Source organism: Virgibacillus sp. LDC1 (genome assembly GCF_025792345.1).
GTDB classification, from domain to species: Bacteria; Bacillota; Bacilli; order Paenibacillales; family Paenibacillaceae; genus Paenibacillus_AQ; species Paenibacillus_AQ lautus.
Genome location: NZ_JAOXLZ010000001.1, coordinates 1,818,450 through 1,839,239, shown reverse-complemented (window position 1 = coordinate 1,839,239; position 20,790 = coordinate 1,818,450). Strand labels below are relative to the sequence as shown.

The window sequence follows — 20,790 nt, the reverse complement described above, 5'->3', positions numbered from 1 at the left end:
GTGCTAGAATACTGAATTGAAAAGGGATAGGTTCCGTAATCCTAATAAGCGGGCTCTCCTCCGCTTGCAGGGAAATATCTTCCATGAAACGAAAGGAGCACGCGTGATCACTTTACTTCGGAAGTATTCCATCCGCGTTCAGCTGCTTACAATCGGTGCAGCCATGCTGTTGTTATTGTTCGGAACTTTTCTATGGAGCTACGACCAAATGCGGGGAATCACGTATAAACGGAACAGCGAATATACCCTGGAGCTGATATCAACGATTCAGAAAAATATCGCGGATAACGCCGACTCCATTAACCGCATTTTGCCTAATATCGCTTATAATGAGACGATTCAGCGGTTTTTAATGGAGCGCGAGCGCCTGGCTCAGTTCGAACTGCAGGGAGGGGTTGAAGCACTGCTTGTTAATCTTCAGTCCATGAAGCAGGGAATTGACAGGATCGTGCTCCTCTCCACGGTAGGGGGAGGCTTCTATAATTGCGTAAATTGCAAGGATTATATCCCCTTTTCCGATATTCCCGACCAGACTAACGCGTATTATTCTGGACTTTACCGCTTTAAGCTCTCAAGTCCGACAAAAAATGTGGTGTATGTGGGGACGCCTGTGTATGATAAGAAAAACGTTGTGACAATCGGGAAAAAAATCGGATATGCCGTCATCGTTCTGGAGGCCGATGCGATCGCACCTCAGCTCGGCTCGATGTCGACCCATCTTGCAGGGAAATTTTATGTACTGGATCGTAACGGAATCGTGGTGACCAGCAACGATGCTTCCAGCATCGGCCAACCGATTGGCGGGATGGCAGAGGAGGTAGCTCAAGCGCTTCAAGTCAAGGAGGGTGAGCCCGTTAAGTTTCAGAACGAAGAGGGAGATTTCATCCTGCATGCCAGGCCGGTGCCGGCGATCGGCGGAAGCATCATCAGCGTATTCGAAACGGCTGACCTCTTCAGCGGATTAAAGGATATGCTAGTCCTTGTTCTCGGCATCTTTGCGTTGTCCGTTGTAATCTTATATGCTTTCTACACCGCTATAAGCCGCAACATCCTCAACCCGATCCGTGCCTTCATGAAAATAATCAGCGGCCTGCGATCGCAAGGATTAGATAATCCCAACAAGCGTGTATCGCTTGACGGGTATGCGGAGATTAGCATCATGGCCAGGCAGTTCAATACACTGCTCGATGAGATTGACGATCTGGCTGCGAAACTTGTCGATTCAAAAACATATATTTATGAGCTTAAGCTTCTTAGGAAGCAAGCGGAGCTGCAATTTTTAAAGAATCAGATTAATCCCCATTTTCTATACAATACGCTCGAAACCATTAAAGGAATCGCATATGTGAAGAATGTTCCCGAGATTCGGGAAATGACGGATTCTCTTGGACTCATCTTCCGTTACAGCATCAAAGGCGGGGATGATGTTCGGTTCGAGGAGGAGCTTGCGATTGTCAACGCCTATATCCGAATTCAACAAATTCGATTCCAGGATCGGTTTGACGTTGTTTATGATGTGGATGAGCGAAGCTTGCGGGTGTCGGTCATCAAGATGATCCTGCAGCCGCTGGTGGAGAACGCGGTGTTCCATGGAATCGAACCGAGCCTTGAGCGCTGCCGCCTAACGGTAGGAAGCCGGATCGAAGGTGGCAGTATGCTGATATGGGTGCAAGACGACGGTGTTGGCATCGAGCCTGCCCAGCTGGATGAGATCCGCACTCATATAGAGGACAAGTCTGGCCCGGATCTAACCTCGGATATAAAATTTATCGGGATGTTAAACGTAAACAACCGAATCCGATATGCCTATGGGCCGGCGTACGGCATCGTATCGGTCGAAAGCGAACCGTCGAATGGAACTAGAGTAGTTATCAAGGTTCCGTGTGGAGGTATGACGAATGCAGTATAAAGTTTGGCTTGCAGATGATGAACCATGGATCTTGGAAAGCTTGAAACGTATGCTGGATTGGACGTCTCACGGTTATGAGATTGTGGGGGAATCCTGCAACGGGCTGGATGCCTATCGACAAATGAAGCACCATCGGCCGGATGTTGCGTTCATTGATATTCGGATGCCGGGCATGAACGGGATCGAATTGATCCGCAAGCTGTATGAGGAAGAGACCGGGGTCTGTTGCGTGGTCGCCAGCGGATACGCAGAGTTTGAGTATGCCAAGCAAGCTATGCATTACGGGGCCGGTGGATATATCCTTAAACCGTTTCAGAACGATGAGATAACCGAGGTGCTGCAGAGTTTAAAGAATCGCCTGAAGCGGGACAAACAGCCGGAAGCCATTTTACCATCTCCCGAGATCCCGGACATTGCAGATTCGCGATCGGGGGACGATACACTTCGCTCTATCGAGCAGTACATTCGCGAGCATTTCCGAGACCCTCTAACGGTACAGGATATTTCCAGACAGTTCTTTCTCCATCCCAATTACTTAAGTTCGCTGTTCAAGCGGGAAATCGGGGTTAATTTTACGAAATTTCTGAACGATATCCGAATGGAGCACGCTTGCGGCTTATTGCTCAACAGTCCCTTATCCGTCCGCGAGGTGGCTGAACGGGCCGGGTACAAAGACTATTTCTATTTCGCAAAAATGTTTAAGCGGCATACGGGCTTGACGCCGACCGAGTACCGATCCATTGATGCATCGACAAAACCATAGATTCGGGTAAGCCCCGCTGAATGCCTCGGAACACCTAGTGTGTCCGGGGCTTTTTCGTGCGACTGAACAAATTTGAGACGAAAGCTTTGAACGAATGATATTAGAAAAGTACATAGTATAGCTGAGGATCGTACATATGGTTTGACAGCGTCGCACCGTATACTTGGATCATTGAAAGATAACGCAACGAAAGAGAGGGCCGATGCGATGGAGAAAAGCTTATGGGCGCGGATGGTGGAGCATAAATACATGTACTTGCTCGTGTTCCCGCTGCTGATGTTCTACATACTGTTCGAGTATGTGCCACTGTATGGCCTGCAGCTTGCCTTCAAGGAGTTTAATTTCGCCGAGGGTGTATGGGGCAGCGAATGGATTGGACTAGCTAATTTTCGGGAGATCTTTTTGCTGGATGATTTTTGGACCGCCTTCCGTAACACGATCATCATTGCACTGGGCCGGCTTATCTTCGAATTTCCGGTACCGATTGTGGTTGCTCTGCTTTTGAACGAGGTCCGAAAGGCGAGACTAAAGAAATTTTATCAGGTCGTTTATACATTTCCTCACTTTTTATCCTGGGTTATCGTCAGCGGAATTCTCGTTAATTTTCTGGGCTCGTTCGGCGTGCTGAATCAACTGCTGGACATGGCGGGGTTCGAAAAAGTCAACTTGCTGGTAGATCCGGAATCCTTCCGGGGCCTGTTGTTCGGCAGCAGCATTTGGAAGGATATGGGATGGGGGACGATCATTTATTTGGCGGCTATCGCTGGAATCAATCCGTCACTTTACGAAGCCGCCAGCATCGATGGAGCCAATCGATTTCAACAGATGCGTTATATTACGTGGCCGTCACTCAAAAGCACGGTTGTGATTCTGTTGATTCTGCAAATCGGAAATACAATGAGCTCCGGGGGCAGCGGTTTCGACCAAATCTTTAATCTGTACAATCCGGCTGTTTATGAAAAAGCGGATATTCTCGATACCTATGTCTACCGAAGGACGTTTTCGGTCGGCGACAGTTATGGGACGTCAACGGCCGTCGGCTTGTTTAAATCCATCATCAATCTTGGACTGCTTGTAGCGGCAAACCGGGCGGCCAAGAAGTTGGGTCAGGATGGACTCTATTAAAGCGCTCGAATCTACGTTGCTGCTTGTACTTCGGCTGAAAGGAGGACGCCAATGAAACCGAAAGCGAACGGAGCCGATTACGTTATTCACGTCTTGCTGATGCTGATGGCCATCTTGACCATTTTGCCCTTTTACAATGTGTTCATCACCTCGTTTGCCGATCCGGCGGCGGTCGTGAAGCAGCAGTTCTATTTAATTCCCACCAGCTTCAATCTCAGCTCGTACCGAATGCTGCTTGACGGCAGTTATGTCGGGAAGGCACTGTTGAACTCCCTCATCGTCACGGTGTTCGGAACATCGGTTAATATGCTGGTTACCACATGCGGAGCTTACGCCTTGTCCAAGAGATCCATGCCCGGCCGCTCCATCATGATGGCAGGCATTGTGTTCACGATGCTGTTCTCGGGAGGACTCATTCCGTATTATTTGACGATTAAAGGCCTGCATTTGATCAATCATTATGGTGCCATGATTTTCCCCGTAGCTGTCAGCACCTTCTTCTTGATCGTCATGATCAATCACTTCCGCACGATCCCGCCTAGCCTCGAGGAGTCGGCCAAGATCGACGGGGCGAATGATTTGTATATTCTCATTCGCATCGTTATTCCGATTTCCAAGCCGACGATTGCTGCGATTACCTTGTTTTACGCAGTTGCCAGATGGAATGAATGGTATAATGCGATGCTGTTTATGACCGACACCGATAAACATCCCATGCAGCTGTTTCTAAGGAATATGCTGGCAGACGTAACCAAGATGGCCAGGGACGATATGGGCGCGGCCATGATGTCGCAGCTCAATCAGGGGTACCCTGACGGGATCAAAATGGCAAGCGTCATCATAACCATGGTGCCGATTATGCTGGTATATCCATTTTTGCAGCGACATTTTTCAGCCGGCGTTACATTAGGTGCTATCAAAGAGTAACGCATCATAACGCGGGATAAAGTTAGGAGTCGGAACAAGCGGTTCACGAATATACTTGGGGAGGTTGTACGATGCAAAAGGTTCGATGGCAAGGAAGATCCGTCGTGATTGCGATCATGATCATCGCACTTGTAATTTCAGGCTGCAGCGGGAAGTCAGGCAATGGCGAGGCTGGGGGAAACGATGGATCGGGGGAAGGGAAGAACGGGAAGAAACTGGACATATCCGTCTCATTTTTTAACATCGGGCTGGCCTTTCCAAACCGAGAAACGGACGAATATTTGAAAAAGCTCGAAAGCAAATTCAATGTTCGATTCGTTGACAAAGTGATCAGTTATTCGGATTACAAGGAGAAATATCAGCTGTGGAGCGCCTCCGGCGAGCTTCCCGACGTGTTCAGCCACGATATCATCAACTCGGAGACGTATTATTCCTGGATTAAGCAGGGGATCATACGCGCACTGCCGGACGATCTCAGTCCCTATCCGAATGTAGCTAAGGTGCTTTCGCTGGATGAAACCAAGTCGCTTCGAGTGGACGGGAAGGCCTACATGATTCCGCGTCTGACATACCGGGACTATGATACATGGGCGATGGAACGTTCCTTGATCGTCCGCAAGGATTGGATGGAGAAGCTTGGGATTGCAGATCCCGTTACCTACGATGATTATTTGAATATGCTGAAGGCCTTTGCCAAGGATGACCCGGACGGAAATGGAAAAAACGATACAGTTGGGCTTACCTTCCGGTCGGCTGCGATGCTGGCTCCCATCGCCGGAGGCACCTTTCCACACCTGCTGAACAGCTCATGGGTGAAGGAGGATGGAACGTACATTCCTTACTTTGCCTCCGATAAGATGAAGACGGTGGTCAAGCAGATGCGCCAGCTGTTCACGGAGGGCGCGATCGATCCGGATTTTGCCATCATGAAGACAAATGACGGGATTGAAAAATTCGGTCAGGGTAAGGTGGGCGCGATTTCCATGCAGGCAACCCCTAACGGTTTAGCCAAGCTCAATGCGGCGTGGAGCAAATACAACAAGGACACGAAGTTTGAGGATATTGCCCACATCATTCCGGTGAGCTGGCAATCGGATGACGGCAACCGATATCGCTACACGGCTGTTACCTTTTGGTCGGAAAGCTATTTCAGTGCCCGAGTGAACGACGAGAAGATGGACCGAATCCTGCAAATCTATGACTATTTGCTTTCTGATGAATTTATCAGGGATAAGCAGTATGGAATTGAAGGAAAGGACTATACCATGGAAGGCGAGAAGATTACGATTACGCGCGAAAAGAATGAAGAGGGCGAAATTAAAACGATTGGCAGCTTGTATCCGTCCTTCAACCTGTTTGGCTCACTCGCAGCTTGGGGACAAGAGCTCGAATTCGTAGAGAGTGAAGTCAACAATATCGCATATGGAGAGAAGCTGTCGAGGATGTCGAGGGAGGGACTGAAGCAGCGGATTGCCGAGCATGTTCCTGTGCCGACCAACTATCAACTGGAACTGCTGTATACCCCGGCCAAATCGAAATTGAGCACCATAAATCCGACGGAGGATTTGACGCGGGTCATGCTCTCCAAGGAGGACCCGGTAGCCATGTGGGAGAGCATAGTGCAGGGGTACGAGAACAAGGGCCTATCGCAGGCCATACAGGAAGTAAATGAGGCTGTGCGGGAGCAGGGGCTCGACAAATGAGCGGCATGACCAAGGATTATCCGATTGCCTGCACTGACCAAAAAAGCCATCGAATCCTAGTATTCTCACCTTCAGCACTCGATTGGAGCGCAGATGAATCCGAGATTTGGTCCTGGTCTCTCCATGACGTGGACGGATGCAACGAGCTCCTCCAGGCATGGGGGCTGCCGACCGATGTCAAGCTTCGGCATGATCCGATCCGCGGGGGACAATGCATGATCGTTACGGATTCTCGCGGACTAGCAGCGATCGTTCCTTATCCCGGTGGAGAATCTCTCATATGGGGTGTCCATGTAGGAGGTAATCCTCATTCCGCCGAGCTGCTCCCAAACGGGAATTTGGCCGTAGCGGCCAGTACAGCCGGATGGGTCAGAGTCTACGCTTCCTCCCAAGGGCCAACTTGTGAAGATTATGTCGAGATTCCATTTCTAGGTGCGCATGGCGTGCATTGGGATTCTCGAAGAAGCGTGTTATGGGCGCTAGGCGATAACGAATTGGTCGCTCTCCGGCTGGAAGGAACGGATGATCAACCCAAAATCGTGGTGGACGATCGAGTCCCTCTGCCGACCAAGTATGGCCATGATCTTCATCCCGTGTGGGGAAACGACGATCGTCTATGGATCACTACAGTTTCGCACGTTTATCAGTACGTAATATCATCCGGACAGTTTGACCGTGAAAATGCTGATTGCTCGTTTATGGATCGGCATGATGTGAAGAGCATCGGCAATCAGCCGTCGGGCTTGATCGTATCCACTTCGCCGAAGCCGGGAGGACTTTATGAATGGACGACGGACGAGATCCGCTTTCACGGAGCTCCGAATCGGATGCGTCAAGGAGCCGCGATATACAAGGCAAGAATTTGGACGCCAGGGTATTCGTCCAACAAATGATTGGAAATGGAGGGAGGTTATTATGACTTCAGGACAGAGGATTCGGCAAGCTCATTCTGTTCATCCTTCCGGATGGCCGCTTGGAACATCGCTGTCGTTAAATGATTGGGCCAATGGTTATGTCGATATTGAAGCTGTTCGTCAAGCCGGTATCACGTGTATCGAGCTGGCTTGGCGCAACGATGCCTTCGATCTGTTCAATCCGGCGAATGAAATCATATGCAACTCCTGGATCGAGAACATGCGAGAGCTTGGGATGAACATTTGGACGCTGCATCTTCCCTACGGACCCGTCTTTGATATATCGACCGTCGACGAAGCGGCATCGGCAGAAGCATCCCGCTTATTATGCCGGCTGATGCGGCTTGCCCATGAATGGGGGATCCCCATGGTCGTGCTCCACCCGAGCTGGGAGCCGATTTCGGAGGAGGAACGTCCCGGCCGGCTGGAAGCGTGCAGGGGGGCATTATCGGTGCTGGCAGATGAAGCGGAAGCCCTTGGCATACGGATCGCGGTTGAATGCTTGCCACGCACATGTCTTGGGAATACGGGGCGGGAGATCGGTAATCTGCTCGCTGCAGATCCTAGGCTAGGCATATGCTGTGATGTCAACCACCTGCTGAAGGAGGCGCCGGAGGCTTTCATCCGCGAACAGGGCAAGCGGATCTTTACGGTTCATATGTCGGATTGCGACGGTAAGGATGAAAGACACTGGATGCCGGGCATGGGCTCGATCCGGTGGAACGAGGTGCTGCGAGCTTTGGTTCTGCATGATTATCAGGGCCCGTTTATGTTCGAGGTTCGCAGACCTGATCCTTCGGAATTGGCAGCGTGCTGGGAACAGCTGATCAAAGGCTATGATCTTGCTTATCCGGAGGCTGCTGAATATCCATAATCCCATTAGGAGAGGAAGGGACCATATGAATGAGCGGAAAAAAATCGTATCCCGGCTGCGTCATATGCAGCTTGCTGCCGGCTTCGCGCTGACAGTCCTGATTCTGTTTCTTGTCGGAGATCACCAGAGCCTTAGGTGGGTGGACGCATCCTCGTCTCTTCAAGAGGATTATGATATCGCCATGAGCGACCAAGCTTCCCAAAAAATATTGGTGATGGATCCCGGCGTCTCCGATTGGAATGATCCCAGTGCCGTCAAATGGACTTGGGCCCCCAGTGCCTCCAATGGCTTCGCTGAGTTCACCGCCAATTGGGGGCTGCCGACGGAAGCGCGGATCCGAAATAGTGATTTCTTCGGAACTCAGGTTATGCTCGTTACCGATTCAAGGGGACTGGCCGCTATCATTCCGTATCCTGCTGGAGACTTTAAGCTATGGGCAGCGAACGTAGGAGGCAATCCCCATTCCGCCGAGCTTCTTCCTAATGGCAACATTGCCGTTGCAGCAAGCACGGGCGGCTGGGTACGGATATACATGTCGTCACAGCGCTGCCATTCAACGAAATACGCAGAGTATCGTTTGGAGAGTGCACATGGGGTATCCTGGGATCCGCACAATGAAATATTGTGGAGCCTGGGAAATGGGGCGATCGTTGGGTTGAAGGTCGGAGGAACAGCCGCGAACCCGACGCTGACCGAGCATGTTCGGCTGGATGTTGCTCGCTTGAATGGACATGACATACAGCCGGTATATGGGGATCTTGACCGGATGTGGGTGGCATCGGGCGGGAAGGTATATCAATATGTCAAATCGACCAATTCACTCGACCTTACGTATCCGGGAGCAGACGAGATCAGCCGGGTAGGCGTGAAAGCCGTCGGTAATCAGTCATCTGGACAGGTGGTGCAAACGGTCGCGGATGTTGCGAAAAATCCGGTCGGCGGGTGTACGCTGTACACGTGGTGTACGGACTCGGCAGACTTTTTCCTTCCGAGTGCAACACGTACCAAGACCGGTGCTGCATTTTACAAAGCACGGATCATGAATCCGAACTATCAGTAGGTGAAGATCTGTAGTTAAAACAACCGGCTCGCCAGTGTCACCACAAGTCAGAGTCTATCAGGCGTACAGGAGCATATGCAGGATTAGGATCATTCAAGCAATGTGCTTGAGCGATCTTTTTGAGGCAATCGAATGTTGATTATTGACTGACACAAATGACGAGGGACAAGAACATATTTCCATAGAAAGTCGCTATTTTAGCGTCTTTTTTGTTTTATCGGTATAAGTTCTTGTCCCGAGTCGAGGACAAGAACTTGTACCGATTGCCGTAAAGGACAAAAACATGAGCCGATTACCGATTAGATTAGTATCTAACCATATTTCCATACAATTTCATTAAGCTAACGGGCAGGATAGCGTGGCTTTTGTGTAGAAAATTAAAAACGAACGAATCCTTTCACGATCCCCCGGACAACAAGCGCTTGTTGTGCAACTAGTCTGTATAAAGGATCACGAAGAGAAACAGTGGAATCATTCATGAATCTTGAAAGTCTTATGGCTATTACTATTTTGTTATTATAGATGATCTCACCGCTCTTACTACCGCCCTTCTCCGTAGAGGAAAACGGCGGTATTTGTATTGTACAACAGCTGAGCAAACGGCATAATATGAATTACTCCCCAAAAAAATTTCTGCATACATGCAAAATTCCCTCGGCGTAAGGATAAGGGGCAACGTTGTTGTGGCATGACTTTGCCTCTGCCGTAGCGTTCTGGAGAAGATATCCATGGGCAACCATCCGAAGCATCTCGATGTCATTTCCACTGTCACCGAAGGCCAATGTTTTGGACAGGAGTACCTGACTATAATCCATCAGGAATTGCACAGCCGCTTTCTTTCCAGTTCCTGCGGGGATAAAATCGACATCATATGCGTGCTCCGGATCACCCGCCTTAGGATTGCAAATATTGATATTAATTCCGATCCCGTGATTTGCAGCCAGGTGCCTGATGACACTAATATCATATTGGGTTCTGGCTGCTGATACCGGATAATAATAGTAGTTCATTTTATATCCGGATTGACCAAATTGAGTCTGTTCGTGAAGGACAATGTTGAATGTTGATTTTAATTCGCTAATTAAATCTTCTACATCTCTTCGAGAGAATCCGGATGCCCTTATAATTTTTGCCCAGGAAGGAACAGTGACCAGTTGTCCGTCAGGCTCGACTTCCCACATCTCTGTGCCCAGATTGCTCGCTATAAAATGGGGGAGCTGCGTCATACCGGCTATTTTCATTTTTGCTTGTATTTGCTGAACACTGCTTCCGGTGACCCAAGCTATCTTTACTTGATGATTTCTGGCAAGCTGCTGGAGGTATTGTTCCAGTTCGTACACCATGTTGAGTTGTTCAGGCAAACATTCATGCGGGTAATACGTTTCGTCAAAATCAAACAATATCAGATATTCGGTTACAGCGGGGGTATAGATGACTTCCATGAGTGTGACTCCTCCTACAGTTTGTTAACGATATCATAGTTGCAGGGAACGTTCCCAGGTCAATACTTTAGATGAGGTGTTAATTTTGCCCACCATAATTGATATTTCACGTGTAAGCGGTCTCTCCAAGTCGACGGTATCACGTGTGTTAAACGACCATCCACACGTATCTGTTGAAAGCAGACAAAAAGTACAGAAAGCCATTACGGAGCTAGGATATGTCCGCAATACGCAAGGGGTTCAGTTGCGTCTACAGGCAAGCAATCATATCGGTGTGCTTGTCCCGGATGTGGAGCATCCCTATTTCAGTCAGCTTGTTAGTGCATTAAGTCGATCTTTAGGCTCAATGGGGTATCAACTTGTCATCTATCAGACCGAATTATCCCGCGAGCATGAACTTGATGTGTATGCCCGATTGTTACGTCGAGAAATGGATGCCGTGGTTATTGCTCATTCCCATTTCTCGGAGAGAGAAATTAAAGAATATATAGGTTCTTACATTGGAATCATTTGCAACGAAGCGATGGACGGAGAGTTTCTCGATGTCTTTCGATTGGATGAAGAAGATGCGGTCTTTCAAGCGACAGCATATTTGCTGTCCAAGGGGCGCCGTCATCTGTTTTTCTGTATGGATCACCTGACACTATTGCAAGAGAAAAGATGGAACGGGTTTCAACTGGCTCACCAACAATTCGGCCTAGAGTGTACGAAATCACAATGTTATACGGATCTGGTGACGATGGAAGATGGTTATGCCTTGGGAGAACAATTATTTACTTCTGATCAATTGCCGGATGGAATGATAGCAGGTAGTGACTTTGTAGCTACAGGTTTATTGAAAGCAGCAAAGCAAAAGGGGATATCCGTGCCTCAAGAAATGTCCGTCATCGGATTTGATAACCATCCTGTGGGATTGATGACGAATCCGGAACTGACCACATTAACCAATTGTATTCCCGATATGGTCAGGGATGTTACAGAATGTCTTACCCGGAGATTGAAGGGGATGCGATCTGCTCCTATCGCGAAAACCTACAAGAGTTCGCTGATTATACGTAATTCCACTTAACAAAAGTGAAGTGAAAGACAAAAAAAGAAGGATAGCGAAATCCTTCTATCGGTCAGGAATGATACATGTCGGAAGAGGAATTGAACCGTGACTAGATCTCTCGTTGTGGTACTTGAATGTCTAGACAAAATGGAGCATTTCTAAACAAGAAGATATTCAGTGGTTCTTTTACATTGATGGAGAAAGGAGATGCCAGATCCTGGAGACGCTTAAGCTGCTTCGCCAATCCATCGATTATGCGGAACAACATCTCCACTCGCCGATTGAGATTGAGGACATTGAACCGTAACCTCAATAAATCCTTCTGCTCTCCCCAGGTGGTTTTTTTCATTTATATTGACCGACAGGTCAGCATCCTGTATGATCTTACTAACCAATTGGTCAGCAAATTCAAAAAGAGGTGATGAATCTGCCGATACAGCTCTACGAACGGGAGAAGATTTTGCAAGCCTGCTTATCCGTGTTTGCCCGCAACGGTTACAAGAATACATCAACTGAAATGTTGGCGGAAGCTGCTGGTATCTCCAAAGCTTTGATCTTTCATCATTTCACGAGTAAGAAGAAACTGTATCTTAGCTTAGTTGACCACTGCTTTGAGAAAGTCCGAACCGGCATCCATTACGATGAGTGGACGGAAGACACCGATTTTTTTACAGCCATTTCTCAGTTAAGCCATGCGAAGCTCAACTATTTTCGAGAGCATTCTGATGAATGGAAGTTAGTATTTGAAGCATTTTATGCCACACCCGATGGCTTGAAGGAGGAAGTCGAGGATAAGTACGGTCAGGTCAGCGAAACCCGTCAAGCGATGCTCGTAAGGCTTTTCGACAAGGTGCCGCTTCGCGAAGGCATAAACCGCAAGCATGCATTCGAGCTCGTCATGGCCGTTACCAGACATTTCGAAACGAAGTTTCTGGAGGAGACGAAAGGTAGGAACCATATTGATGAAACCTATACCCGCAGCCTTATGAAGGAACTGAACGCTTTTTGTGACATGATCCGATTCGGTATGGAAAACAAAGTAAAGAGGTGATCAGCCGTGAAAGGCATAACAAGCAACGATTTTGTATCGCCGGACACAATGCGTGATTTTAATGCGTTTTACCAAAAGCTGACCCAACATCAGGAAGGACTTTATCGGCTTGATGACTTTTTTGGCATGGGCGAAGCTTGGGTAGCCTTTCGGTATGAGGATGTCTCGGTAATTTTAAAGGACCCCCGGTTCCTCTCGGATCGGCGAAAGTACTCTTCACCGCAAAAAGCCTCACCCCAGAACAGCTCCGTCAATGAATTGCTTGAATGGTTCAAGAATATGCCCAATATGCTCACGGTGGATCCTCCCGATCATACCCGGCTGCGGCGTTTGGTCTCCAAAGCATTTACGCCCCGTATGATTGAAGAGCTTCGTCCGCGAATCCAACAAATTGCCGACGAGCTGCTGGATAAGGTAGCCACCCGGGGCAAGATGGAACTCATTTCGGATTTTGCTTATCCGCTGCCTATCATCGTGATATCGGAGATGCTGGGGATCCCCGGCCATCATCAGGCACGTTTTCGCGAGTGGACCCACAGGCTGGCCCGGGCTGCGCTAAACCCCGGCCAAGAAAGTTTAGTTCAAGGAGCCCTTCAGGAGTTTACTGACTACATTCAATCTTTGATTTCCGAAAAGAGAGAGCACCCCGGGAGCGATGTCATCAGTGGGTTACTCCAGGCTTATGATGAGGGAGATAAGCTCAACGAGAACGAGCTGCTCTCCACCATATGGCTGCTCATTACGGCAGGACATGAAACGACCGTGAATCTGATCGGTAACGGAACCCTGGCGCTGCTTCAAAATCCCGAACAAATACGGCTCCTTCAGGAGGAACCGGCCCTTATGCCGGCTGCGGTTGAAGAACTGTTGCGGTATGCGGGTCCGATCATGATAACGAGCCGGGTCGCGGTTGAAGATATCGAAATACATGGCACACAAATTCGAAAAGGCGAGATGGTCGTGGTTTCACTGGCCGGAGCGAATATGGATGCAAGCCGATTTGACGGGCCTGAGTGGCTGAACATCACAAGACAAGAGATCGATCATTTGGCCTTTGGTAGAGGAATCCATCTTTGCCTAGGGGCGCCCCTTGCCCGTATGGAGGGGCAAATCGCGTTCAGCTCTCTATTGCGGCGTTTTCCCAACCTGCGTCTTGACGTTAATCCAGAGGACTTGACATATCATTACAGCACGCTGCGATCTTTGGTGAGCCTTCCAGTCCGTTTCTAATGCTGTTTCATATTCATATTAGTGGAAAAGTCCGCGATATGCTGCGGACTTTTTTTATTTTTTGGAGTTCATTTCATGTGGAGGGCGCGCCCAAGCGCTCTCCGGTATTTTCCGCCTTTTATCTATTTAAGGTTGCTGTAAGGTTGGGATTAACATGCTGAAAGGTTCGGAATATAACATGAGGGGTGTAAGCGATAAGTTACGAATACAACAAAGCTGAAGCAGATATCTCATGAAAACAATACTGCAAGCGGAGAACGTCAAAAAACCTTTGGCACCAAAGGAAACCAATATACGGCACTACACAATATCAGCCTTAGCATATTGAGTCGGAAGACAAGTGTCGGGTGACATAAACATAGTAACATTAGAAGCCGCTGATTATGCGGCTTTTTATAACATTGTGACTGCAGTTCAAATATAATCCTGGATCTATTAATTTATGAGTAAAAATATTCATACCAGAGAGTCAGAGATGGCAGCAACACCGGGAATAGTAGGGTGGCACCGGTGATAGACAAGTGCAATTCCATGTCAAGCGGAATGGCAATCATTGGCCTGACGTCTGAAAGAGAGCTTCTGCAGGTGGATGAATTGGGGCTCGCATCGAACACAGGTGCATGCGAGACAACGGGGCGGTATCAACATTAGCAGAGAGAATACCCGAAAGCGTTAAACCGCTACTGACATCCCGTTGTCAGTAGCGTTATTTTATTATCGATTATGTAAACATAATGGGGTGGAGAGCTTGTTCTTGCCCAAAAAATGATATGGTACGTATCATTTATTATAGAAGGTAGGAAGGATGGTATTTTATGAATTTTGCTTCTGTACGTATCATTACCGACGATGTGGATCGTCTTGTTGAGTTCTATGAGAAAGTCATGGGTGTTTCGGCGGAACGTCCCGCGGCTGCCTTTGCCGAACTCGTTGTGCCATCGTGCACTCTGGCGATCGGTCACTCCCAGACGGTGCCACTGTTCGGCATTGGTTCCGCAGTGGCGGCCGACAATCACACTGTCATCCTCGAGTTCCGAGTCCACGATGTCGATGCCGAATACGAGCGCTTGAAGCCGTTTGTCGACGAGTGGGTAAAGGAACCGACCACGATGCCGTGGGGGAACCGTGCTGTGTTGTTCCGTGATCCCGACGGCAACCTCATTAACCTCTTCCAGCCGGTGACTGAGGAAGCGATCAAACGGTTCAGCGGCAGGGGGTAACTCTTGGGGACATAACCGAACACCATGATTCAGGGCACCCATGCGACGGTGCCCTGAATTTTTTGCCAAGACCCTTGCTGTATAAGTACTCCGTCATGCTACCATGCGGTAACTTCACTTTGAGCGAATCCATGTATTCGTGACCAACTGACATCACGGTTGTTCTCGCAGACGGTAATTTGATCCGTTAAGAAATCAAATCAGCTTTTGAGACAGGAAGCTCCCCACGGCTAAGCAGCATCTGCCTTGCGGGCAAGGTGCGAATCAACTCGCGGTTACTGAGTACTTACCTTCAGTTAGCGTTTCTTTTACTGAGTCCATGTTAGTAGCTCCCATCCTTTACCCGTCAATATCGTTAAGTGTTAGCGAAATTTCTGGAAGAAAGCCTGGATGTCAGGGATTAGAAGGTCCGGCGCATCCATCGCAGCAAAATGGGTTCCGCGTTCAAATTCTGACCATTGCAAGATATTGGTATTGTCACGTTCAGCAAAGCGCCTTATCGATTTAAAATCATCTCCGAACACAGCTACACCTGTCGGAATCGTATTCGGCCCCTGCGTCTCCTGGCCGTGGTTGTGCGCATTCTCATAATACAAGCGAGCGGATGATTCCGCCGTATTCGTCAGCCAATACAAAGTGACATTCGTTAGGAATGCGTCACGGTCAATAAAGTCCACATGGTCCCCGAAACCGCAAAATAACTCGGCAATCCAAGCAAGCTGACCTGACGGCGAGTCCGCAAGTCCATAGGAGAGTGTTTGCGGGCGTGTGGATTGAATCGCATTGAAACCCGCCCTCATTTGGAAATTCGCTAGAAATTGAAGCTTAAGCTGATCCTTTTCCGATAAGTCCACCATCTCCGCCGGATCTCCCGATGGAAATGAAAACAGCTGCAGCACATGTATGCCCCGAAGACCGTCCGGCTTCTGAATTCCAAGTTCTCTGGACACAAGGGCACCGGCATCGCTGCCATGAGCACCATATTCGGTATATCCCAAGCGCTTCATTAATGTATCCCATGCTTTAGATATGCGGGCTATATCCCATCCGCCTTCAAGGAATGGCCCCGAGAACCCAAACCCAGGAATGGAAGGGATGACCAGATGGAATGCTTGGGTCGGATCACCGCCGTGACTGCGCGGATCGCTGAGCGGTCCGATTAGCTCCAAGAACTCGACAATCGAACTGGGCCATGCGTGTGTAAGCAGTAGTGGAAATGCGTCAGGCTCAGGCGAACGAACATGCAGGAAATGAATGTTGGCACCATCGATATTCGTAAGGAACTGTGGGTATGCATTCAAGCGAGCTTCAAACTTACGCCAATCATATTCCTTCTGCCAATAGGCTGCTAACTCCTTCACATAATCCAGCGAAACCCCATATTTCCAGCCAGCTTCGCCCAACGCATCCGGCCAACGAGTCTGGGACAACCGATTTCGAAGATCATCAAGATCTTCTTGCAGTATGGAAATGCGGTAAGGATGAATTTCTGTTCTTCCCTCGGAACTGATTTGTCTTGAATTGGTCATGGAATTTCCTCCTTAAAATGAATTACATTAATTTTATTTACTATATCTATATTAAATAACGAACCCTGACAACGTTATGTCAGGGTTCATACAAGGCATAATATTTCTTATTAAATTTGAAATGCGTATACTTTCGACCTCCCTCTCACAAGCTTTTTCGCTGGGGCTAAAACCATTTTTAACGGCAGAATTAAAAGGGGACCTGGGAGGGTGCCCTTTCTTGTATATCTTCATCCAGTCGTGCTGGGTCACGGCAAGCCGTTCTTCGGCGGTCCGTGGCCGCCGCTGCGCCTCGTGGCAAGCGATCGAACTGGCGAGCAGGTGATCAGGTTGTCCTATACGTTCCAGCTTAGTTTTGCGGTTAACCCAGCGACCTAAAGGGGCGAAAGTTCAATAAAACAGCGTAGTAAGTGCTGCATGAATTGCAAGACGACAAGAACATACTCACTTGATAGGCATTTCGGAAATTTTGTACGCTGAGCGATTTTCAGCCAAAAAGAGTCAAATCCCTGCCACTCATTCTTAGGAAACGACCGTGCTAATCTCGTGCGCATGATTTCGTCCAACAAACCTATAGAACCACTTTATCCAAACCAAGTACCGACAACGCAACGTGGATTGTTCTTAGCTTTATATTAATCACCTGTAACAGAAGAAGGGGGCGTATCTGTTGCTCGACCGGCCTTAAATCCGGAAGCGAGCAGCAGGACCAAAAATCCCACGGCGACGCCCCACAAAATCAAGGCGTTTGAGTGAGCTGCGTCCAGTCCGCCGAAGTACATTACTTCCCGTAACCCTCCTGCCGCGAACCACAGTGGCGTCCACGAATAGATCCAATCTCGCGTCGTCTGTGACAAGAACTCCGGAGCCATGTTCAGCAGCGGCATGGAGAAGAACATCAGAAGTACGAGCAGCGGTATTGCCCGGAATCCGATCCAATTCAGCAAGGAGGATTGCAACAAGAAGAACGCCGATCCAGCCAACCATAAGAACAACCACGTCTCCCCGACGTTCGCCAGTTCCATGCCGTACCACGACGAAGCCATCCATATGGTGAAGCACGAGGCTATGCCGACGACCACAAGCCCCCCGATAGCTTGCAGCGCGCTGACGGTCCATCTCCTTGAACCCGCGGCGACCGCCTTCTGGCTAGCCAGGAACAAGACGACTCCGGTCACCATGCTGCCGATCCATATAATCTGGGTAAACAAACCCGGCGCATTCCCCGACGCATTATTCGCTCCCGGTGGATGCACGACTTCCTCCTGAACGTTCACCGGTGTCATTAAAGCTTTAGCCGATTGAACCGGAATATGCTCCGTTTGCTGTCCGATCTGCCCAAGCAGCTGCTGCAACAGTTCCCCGTTGATCATTTTCAACGCTTGCCCCATTGCCTGACTTACGACCATCGAGGCTTGGGGGTTCATACCCTCGTTAGAGATGATTTTCACATTAGGGTGAATCGGCGAGTGAGTTGCTAACGAGAGTAAACCACTGCTCAGATCCGCCGGAATCACCATCGCTCCGTAATATTCGCGTTTATCCAGTCCTTCCCGAGCCTTTTGCTCGGAATCCACGACATGCCAGACGAAGGGCATTGCCGGGTTCGTCAACAACTTTTCCTGGATTATTTCCCCTACCGCAAACGTTCCTCCAGTCGACAGCTCCGTCGGCTGGTCCAGGATAACGAGGGCCACCGGGAGCTCCTTTGACTTCGATCCAAGCACCGATCCCATCATCGCTAACCCGAATACGATCAACACGATCAGGACGAGCACCATTCCCAGCCACATCATTTTTTGTGTCAGCATTTTCATGATCCTTTTCCATTTGATTACACGATTTATCACTCAAGTACATTCGTGAAGCGAAAGACATCACCGTACTTAAATTCGGTGATGTCTTTCTTCCGATTCAGCTACACAAACTTCAAAATCTACTGTTTGAATTTTTTCGTTTTTCTTCCGGCAGTATGGCCTCGATTACGTCCCAATGCTCAGCGATCTTTCCATCCTCTACGCGGAACAAATCGTAGAAAGCAGTATGTTGACCATCAAATAGACCTTCACTTACTGTAAGAACAAAATTGCCTTGTCCGATTACTTGATGGACATGAGTATATTCAAACTCAATATTTTTCTCCTTCAGAGCCTGCAAAGCAGCGTGAAGACCGGAAAGACCGTCTGCAATATGCGGACTATGCTGAATGTAGTTATCTCCATCAAAGTAAGAGGCAAGCAGGTCAGGGTTCTTCCCGAGCAAGATGTTCTCAACATAGCTTTTGACAAATGCTTTGTTGGCATCCGTCTTGTCGATATCCTTAATCGTAACCGGTCCGTCAATCATCGTATGATTGCTTGGTGTCTTCTCCACCATCTCTTGCAAATTGTCCCAATGTTCAACGATTAGTCCATTCTCAAAACGGAAGATATCATATACGATTTTAGGGCCGTGAAAATCATATACAGAATGAAGAGCAACATAATTTCCGTCGACTAAAGTCCGCTTAATGCTTACCTTTGTACCAAGCTCCTTTAAATGATCAAGTGCGCCAAGCATGGCTTCACGACCATCGAGTAAGGCCTGATTGTGCTGAATATATTGATCTGGATGAACGTAAGACGTAATCGCTTCGGGGTTGCCGCTCTCAAAACTTTCCAGTACGGCGACTGCCTTACGAACAAGATCATTTTGATGGTTGGATGTCATTGAAATATCCTCCTTGGATTTTTTTAGTCATTAGATAAATAATGAACAGTATGTTGTTTATTTATCTGATGCTCATTATAATAGAGGTTAATACAACGCTCAATATTTAATATTTTTAGTTTTGAAGTATAACAGACAACTCATAAAACTTTGTCGCTTAACGACCTAAAAATAAATTTAGGGGGAACGAAAATAATGAACAAGAAAACCGACCTAAGGATACTGCGCACGAAACAATCGATTCGAAAAGCGTTTTATGAGCTTATTCGGGAAAAGGGATATGAAGCGATAACGATCCAGGATATTGCCGATCGGGCTATGATCAATCGAAACACTTTTTATCTCCACTACCAAAATAAACCTGATTTATTAGATACATGTATGAATGAATTGTTGAGCGAATTAAAGGATGCGGTCGTTCTTTGTCCCATCAGCATGAATCCTTTCAGTATTTCTCTACTCGAAACAGTCATGCAAACTGTACTGGAACATATTTCCCTAAATATGACCTTTTATCATTCCATGTTAATTGAAGAGAATAGAATCTATCAGTTTCAAGCGAAAATGGAGAATATCATTAAAGATAAATTAATGGAGGGGTGGAAACCTGCTCAGGGAAACTCCCCATTAGCGATATCCAAGGAATTGCTGCTCGAATACCTCGGATCGTCTTTCATGGGGATTGCAATTTGGTGGATTAAAAACGATAAACCCCTTCCTGCAGATGAAGTTTCATCTCAGTTTAGTCGAATCGTTGCCTACGGCCATTTAAGAGCTGCCGGCATCGCAGTCGAGGAAAAAAATTAGCGAGGGTAATCCTTGATCGAGTCACAGAACCAATACGCCCTTTACATTTGAACGACATGGTGCTAATATTGATTTCGATAGTTATAGAACTGACGAAGATATTCGGGGAGGTGGAAACAGTGGGAGAAAATCAAGAAGATATCGGGCAAGCGGTTAAAGTGTATAAAGCTTTGGGGGAACCAACCCGGCTGAAAATCGCTTTACTGCTCGCGAAAGAGAGCAATTTATGCTTCACCGCCGTCGGTGAAAGGCTTGAATCGGTTGCAGGCTCGACACTATCGCATCATTTAAAGCAATTGACGGACTCTGGCTTGATTGATTCTCGCAAGAATGGATCGTTTATTCACTATAACGTCAATCGAGAAGTAGCGGAAAAATTTGCGCCCTTTTTGTTGGCGTAATTTTTTTAAAAATCATTTCTATATATTTAGAACAATGGAAATGATGGGACCCATACTTAAATGTAATTTTAGCGA

At 48.0% G+C, this 20,790-nt stretch carries 19 protein-coding genes; 15 read left to right on the top strand and 4 right to left on the bottom strand.

Going from position 1 to position 20,790, the window contains the following annotated elements:
* The first annotated feature begins 64 nt into the window (after nt 1-64).
* The 8 genes from OHJ21_RS08325 to OHJ21_RS08290 all read left to right on the top strand — a co-directional run bounded on the left by OHJ21_RS08325 (nt 65) and on the right by OHJ21_RS08290 (nt 9,275).
* Nucleotides 65-1,909 carry a histidine kinase gene (locus tag OHJ21_RS08325; protein ID WP_100537234.1) on the top strand — a complete coding sequence of 615 codons (1,845 nt, stop codon included), beginning with the start codon at nt 65-67 and terminating at the stop codon, nt 1,907-1,909.
* On the top strand, nt 1,899-2,672 hold the full coding sequence (locus OHJ21_RS08320) for a response regulator transcription factor (RefSeq protein WP_100537233.1): 774 nt from the start codon (nt 1,899-1,901) through the stop codon (nt 2,670-2,672). Before OHJ21_RS08325 ends, OHJ21_RS08320 begins: the two co-directional genes overlap by 11 nt.
* A 207-nt stretch (nt 2,673-2,879) precedes the next feature.
* Entirely contained in the window at nt 2,880-3,797 is a 918-nt protein-coding gene (locus tag OHJ21_RS08315; RefSeq protein WP_100537232.1) for an ABC transporter permease, read from the top strand.
* 51 nt (nt 3,798-3,848) lie between these two features.
* A complete protein-coding gene (locus OHJ21_RS08310; protein ID WP_100537231.1) occupies nt 3,849-4,724 on the top strand; it encodes a carbohydrate ABC transporter permease in 876 nt (291 codons plus the stop codon).
* A 71-nt stretch (nt 4,725-4,795) separates the two neighbouring features.
* Nucleotides 4,796-6,427, top strand: coding sequence for an extracellular solute-binding protein (locus OHJ21_RS08305; protein WP_486019790.1), 1,632 nt, complete (start codon nt 4,796-4,798; stop codon nt 6,425-6,427).
* On the top strand, nt 6,424-7,320 hold the full coding sequence (locus OHJ21_RS08300) for a DUF6528 family protein (RefSeq protein WP_486019789.1): 897 nt from the start codon (nt 6,424-6,426) through the stop codon (nt 7,318-7,320). Before OHJ21_RS08305 ends, OHJ21_RS08300 begins: the two co-directional genes overlap by 4 nt.
* Before the next feature lie 22 nt (nt 7,321-7,342).
* Nucleotides 7,343-8,215 carry a sugar phosphate isomerase/epimerase family protein gene (locus tag OHJ21_RS08295; RefSeq protein WP_486019787.1) on the top strand — a complete coding sequence of 291 codons (873 nt, stop codon included), beginning with the start codon at nt 7,343-7,345 and terminating at the stop codon, nt 8,213-8,215.
* Nucleotides 8,216-8,240: 25 nt separating this feature from the next.
* A complete protein-coding gene (locus OHJ21_RS08290) occupies nt 8,241-9,275 on the top strand; it encodes a DUF6528 family protein (protein WP_486019786.1) in 1,035 nt (344 codons plus the stop codon).
* 614 nt (nt 9,276-9,889) lie between these two features.
* Here OHJ21_RS08290 and OHJ21_RS08285 read toward each other — a convergent pair.
* Entirely contained in the window at nt 9,890-10,675 is a 786-nt protein-coding gene (locus OHJ21_RS08285; RefSeq protein ID WP_486019785.1) for an HAD-IIB family hydrolase, read from the bottom strand.
* Nucleotides 10,676-10,793: 118 nt separating this feature from the next.
* Here OHJ21_RS08285 and OHJ21_RS08280 point away from each other — a divergent pair, with 118 nt between their 5' ends.
* The 4 genes from OHJ21_RS08280 (at nt 10,794) to OHJ21_RS08265 (ending at nt 15,269) form a co-directional block, all read left to right on the top strand.
* The gene (locus OHJ21_RS08280) at nt 10,794-11,786 is read left to right on the top strand and encodes a LacI family DNA-binding transcriptional regulator (protein WP_486019784.1); all 993 of its coding nucleotides are present in this window, start codon (nt 10,794-10,796) and stop codon (nt 11,784-11,786) included.
* Nucleotides 11,787-12,189: 403 nt separating this feature from the next.
* Nucleotides 12,190-12,819 (top strand): TetR/AcrR family transcriptional regulator, encoded by a 630-nt coding sequence (locus OHJ21_RS08275; protein ID WP_243390690.1) that lies wholly within the window; start codon nt 12,190-12,192, stop codon nt 12,817-12,819.
* 6 nt (nt 12,820-12,825) lie between these two features.
* Nucleotides 12,826-14,049, top strand: a complete 1,224-nt coding sequence (locus OHJ21_RS08270; protein WP_100537223.1) for a cytochrome P450 family protein — start codon at nt 12,826-12,828, stop codon at nt 14,047-14,049.
* 815 nt (nt 14,050-14,864) lie between these two features.
* Entirely contained in the window at nt 14,865-15,269 is a 405-nt protein-coding gene (locus tag OHJ21_RS08265) for a VOC family protein (RefSeq protein WP_486019782.1), read from the top strand.
* Nucleotides 15,270-15,631: 362 nt separating this feature from the next.
* Here OHJ21_RS08265 and OHJ21_RS08260 read toward each other — a convergent pair whose 3' ends face one another.
* Nucleotides 15,632-16,798: an epoxide hydrolase family protein gene (locus tag OHJ21_RS08260; protein WP_486019781.1), complete on the bottom strand. Its 1,167-nt coding sequence runs from the start codon at nt 16,796-16,798 to the stop codon at nt 15,632-15,634.
* 210 nt (nt 16,799-17,008) lie between these two features.
* Here OHJ21_RS08260 and OHJ21_RS08255 point away from each other — a divergent pair, with 210 nt between their 5' ends.
* Nucleotides 17,009-17,176 carry a dihydrofolate reductase family protein gene (locus OHJ21_RS08255; protein ID WP_165789590.1) on the top strand — a complete coding sequence of 56 codons (168 nt, stop codon included), beginning with the start codon at nt 17,009-17,011 and terminating at the stop codon, nt 17,174-17,176.
* A gap of 257 nt (nt 17,177-17,433) precedes the next feature.
* Here OHJ21_RS08255 and OHJ21_RS08250 read toward each other — a convergent pair whose 3' ends face one another.
* Entirely contained in the window at nt 17,434-18,615 is a 1,182-nt protein-coding gene (locus tag OHJ21_RS08250) for a YhgE/Pip domain-containing protein (RefSeq protein ID WP_486019780.1), read from the bottom strand.
* Between the two features lie 112 nt (nt 18,616-18,727).
* Entirely contained in the window at nt 18,728-19,507 is a 780-nt protein-coding gene (locus OHJ21_RS08245; protein WP_486019779.1) for a nuclear transport factor 2 family protein, read from the bottom strand.
* Between the two features lie 195 nt (nt 19,508-19,702).
* Between OHJ21_RS08245 and OHJ21_RS08240 the strand changes: the two genes are divergently transcribed.
* Complete coding sequence (locus tag OHJ21_RS08240; RefSeq protein ID WP_486019778.1) at nt 19,703-20,314, top strand: TetR/AcrR family transcriptional regulator; 612 nt, start codon at nt 19,703-19,705, stop codon at nt 20,312-20,314.
* 119 nt (nt 20,315-20,433) lie between these two features.
* The gene (locus OHJ21_RS08235) at nt 20,434-20,715 is read left to right on the top strand and encodes an ArsR/SmtB family transcription factor (RefSeq protein ID WP_100537217.1); all 282 of its coding nucleotides are present in this window, start codon (nt 20,434-20,436) and stop codon (nt 20,713-20,715) included.
* The last annotated feature ends 75 nt before the right edge of the window (nt 20,716-20,790 follow it).

What these genes read in the sequence shown, in the direction of transcription:
- OHJ21_RS08290 (WP_486019786.1), top strand. Translation starts at nt 8,241, where the DNA reads ATGAATGAGCGGAAAAAAATCGTATCCCGGCTGCGTCATATGCAGCTT.
- OHJ21_RS08305 (WP_486019790.1), top strand. Translation starts at nt 4,796, where the DNA reads ATGCAAAAGGTTCGATGGCAAGGAAGATCCGTCGTGATTGCGATCATG.
- OHJ21_RS08250 (WP_486019780.1), bottom strand. Translation starts at nt 18,615, where the DNA reads ATGAAAATGCTGACACAAAAAATGATGTGGCTGGGAATGGTGCTCGTC.
- OHJ21_RS08240 (WP_486019778.1), top strand. Translation starts at nt 19,703, where the DNA reads ATGAACAAGAAAACCGACCTAAGGATACTGCGCACGAAACAATCGATT.
- OHJ21_RS08320 (WP_100537233.1), top strand. Translation starts at nt 1,899, where the DNA reads ATGCAGTATAAAGTTTGGCTTGCAGATGATGAACCATGGATCTTGGAA.
- OHJ21_RS08245 (WP_486019779.1), bottom strand. Translation starts at nt 19,507, where the DNA reads ATGACATCCAACCATCAAAATGATCTTGTTCGTAAGGCAGTCGCCGTA.
- OHJ21_RS08300 (WP_486019789.1), top strand. Translation starts at nt 6,424, where the DNA reads ATGAGCGGCATGACCAAGGATTATCCGATTGCCTGCACTGACCAAAAA.
- OHJ21_RS08310 (WP_100537231.1), top strand. Translation starts at nt 3,849, where the DNA reads ATGAAACCGAAAGCGAACGGAGCCGATTACGTTATTCACGTCTTGCTG.
- OHJ21_RS08260 (WP_486019781.1), bottom strand. Translation starts at nt 16,798, where the DNA reads ATGACCAATTCAAGACAAATCAGTTCCGAGGGAAGAACAGAAATTCAT.
- OHJ21_RS08315 (WP_100537232.1), top strand. Translation starts at nt 2,880, where the DNA reads ATGGAGAAAAGCTTATGGGCGCGGATGGTGGAGCATAAATACATGTAC.
- OHJ21_RS08275 (WP_243390690.1), top strand. Translation starts at nt 12,190, where the DNA reads ATGAATCTGCCGATACAGCTCTACGAACGGGAGAAGATTTTGCAAGCC.
- OHJ21_RS08265 (WP_486019782.1), top strand. Translation starts at nt 14,865, where the DNA reads ATGAATTTTGCTTCTGTACGTATCATTACCGACGATGTGGATCGTCTT.
- OHJ21_RS08295 (WP_486019787.1), top strand. Translation starts at nt 7,343, where the DNA reads ATGACTTCAGGACAGAGGATTCGGCAAGCTCATTCTGTTCATCCTTCC.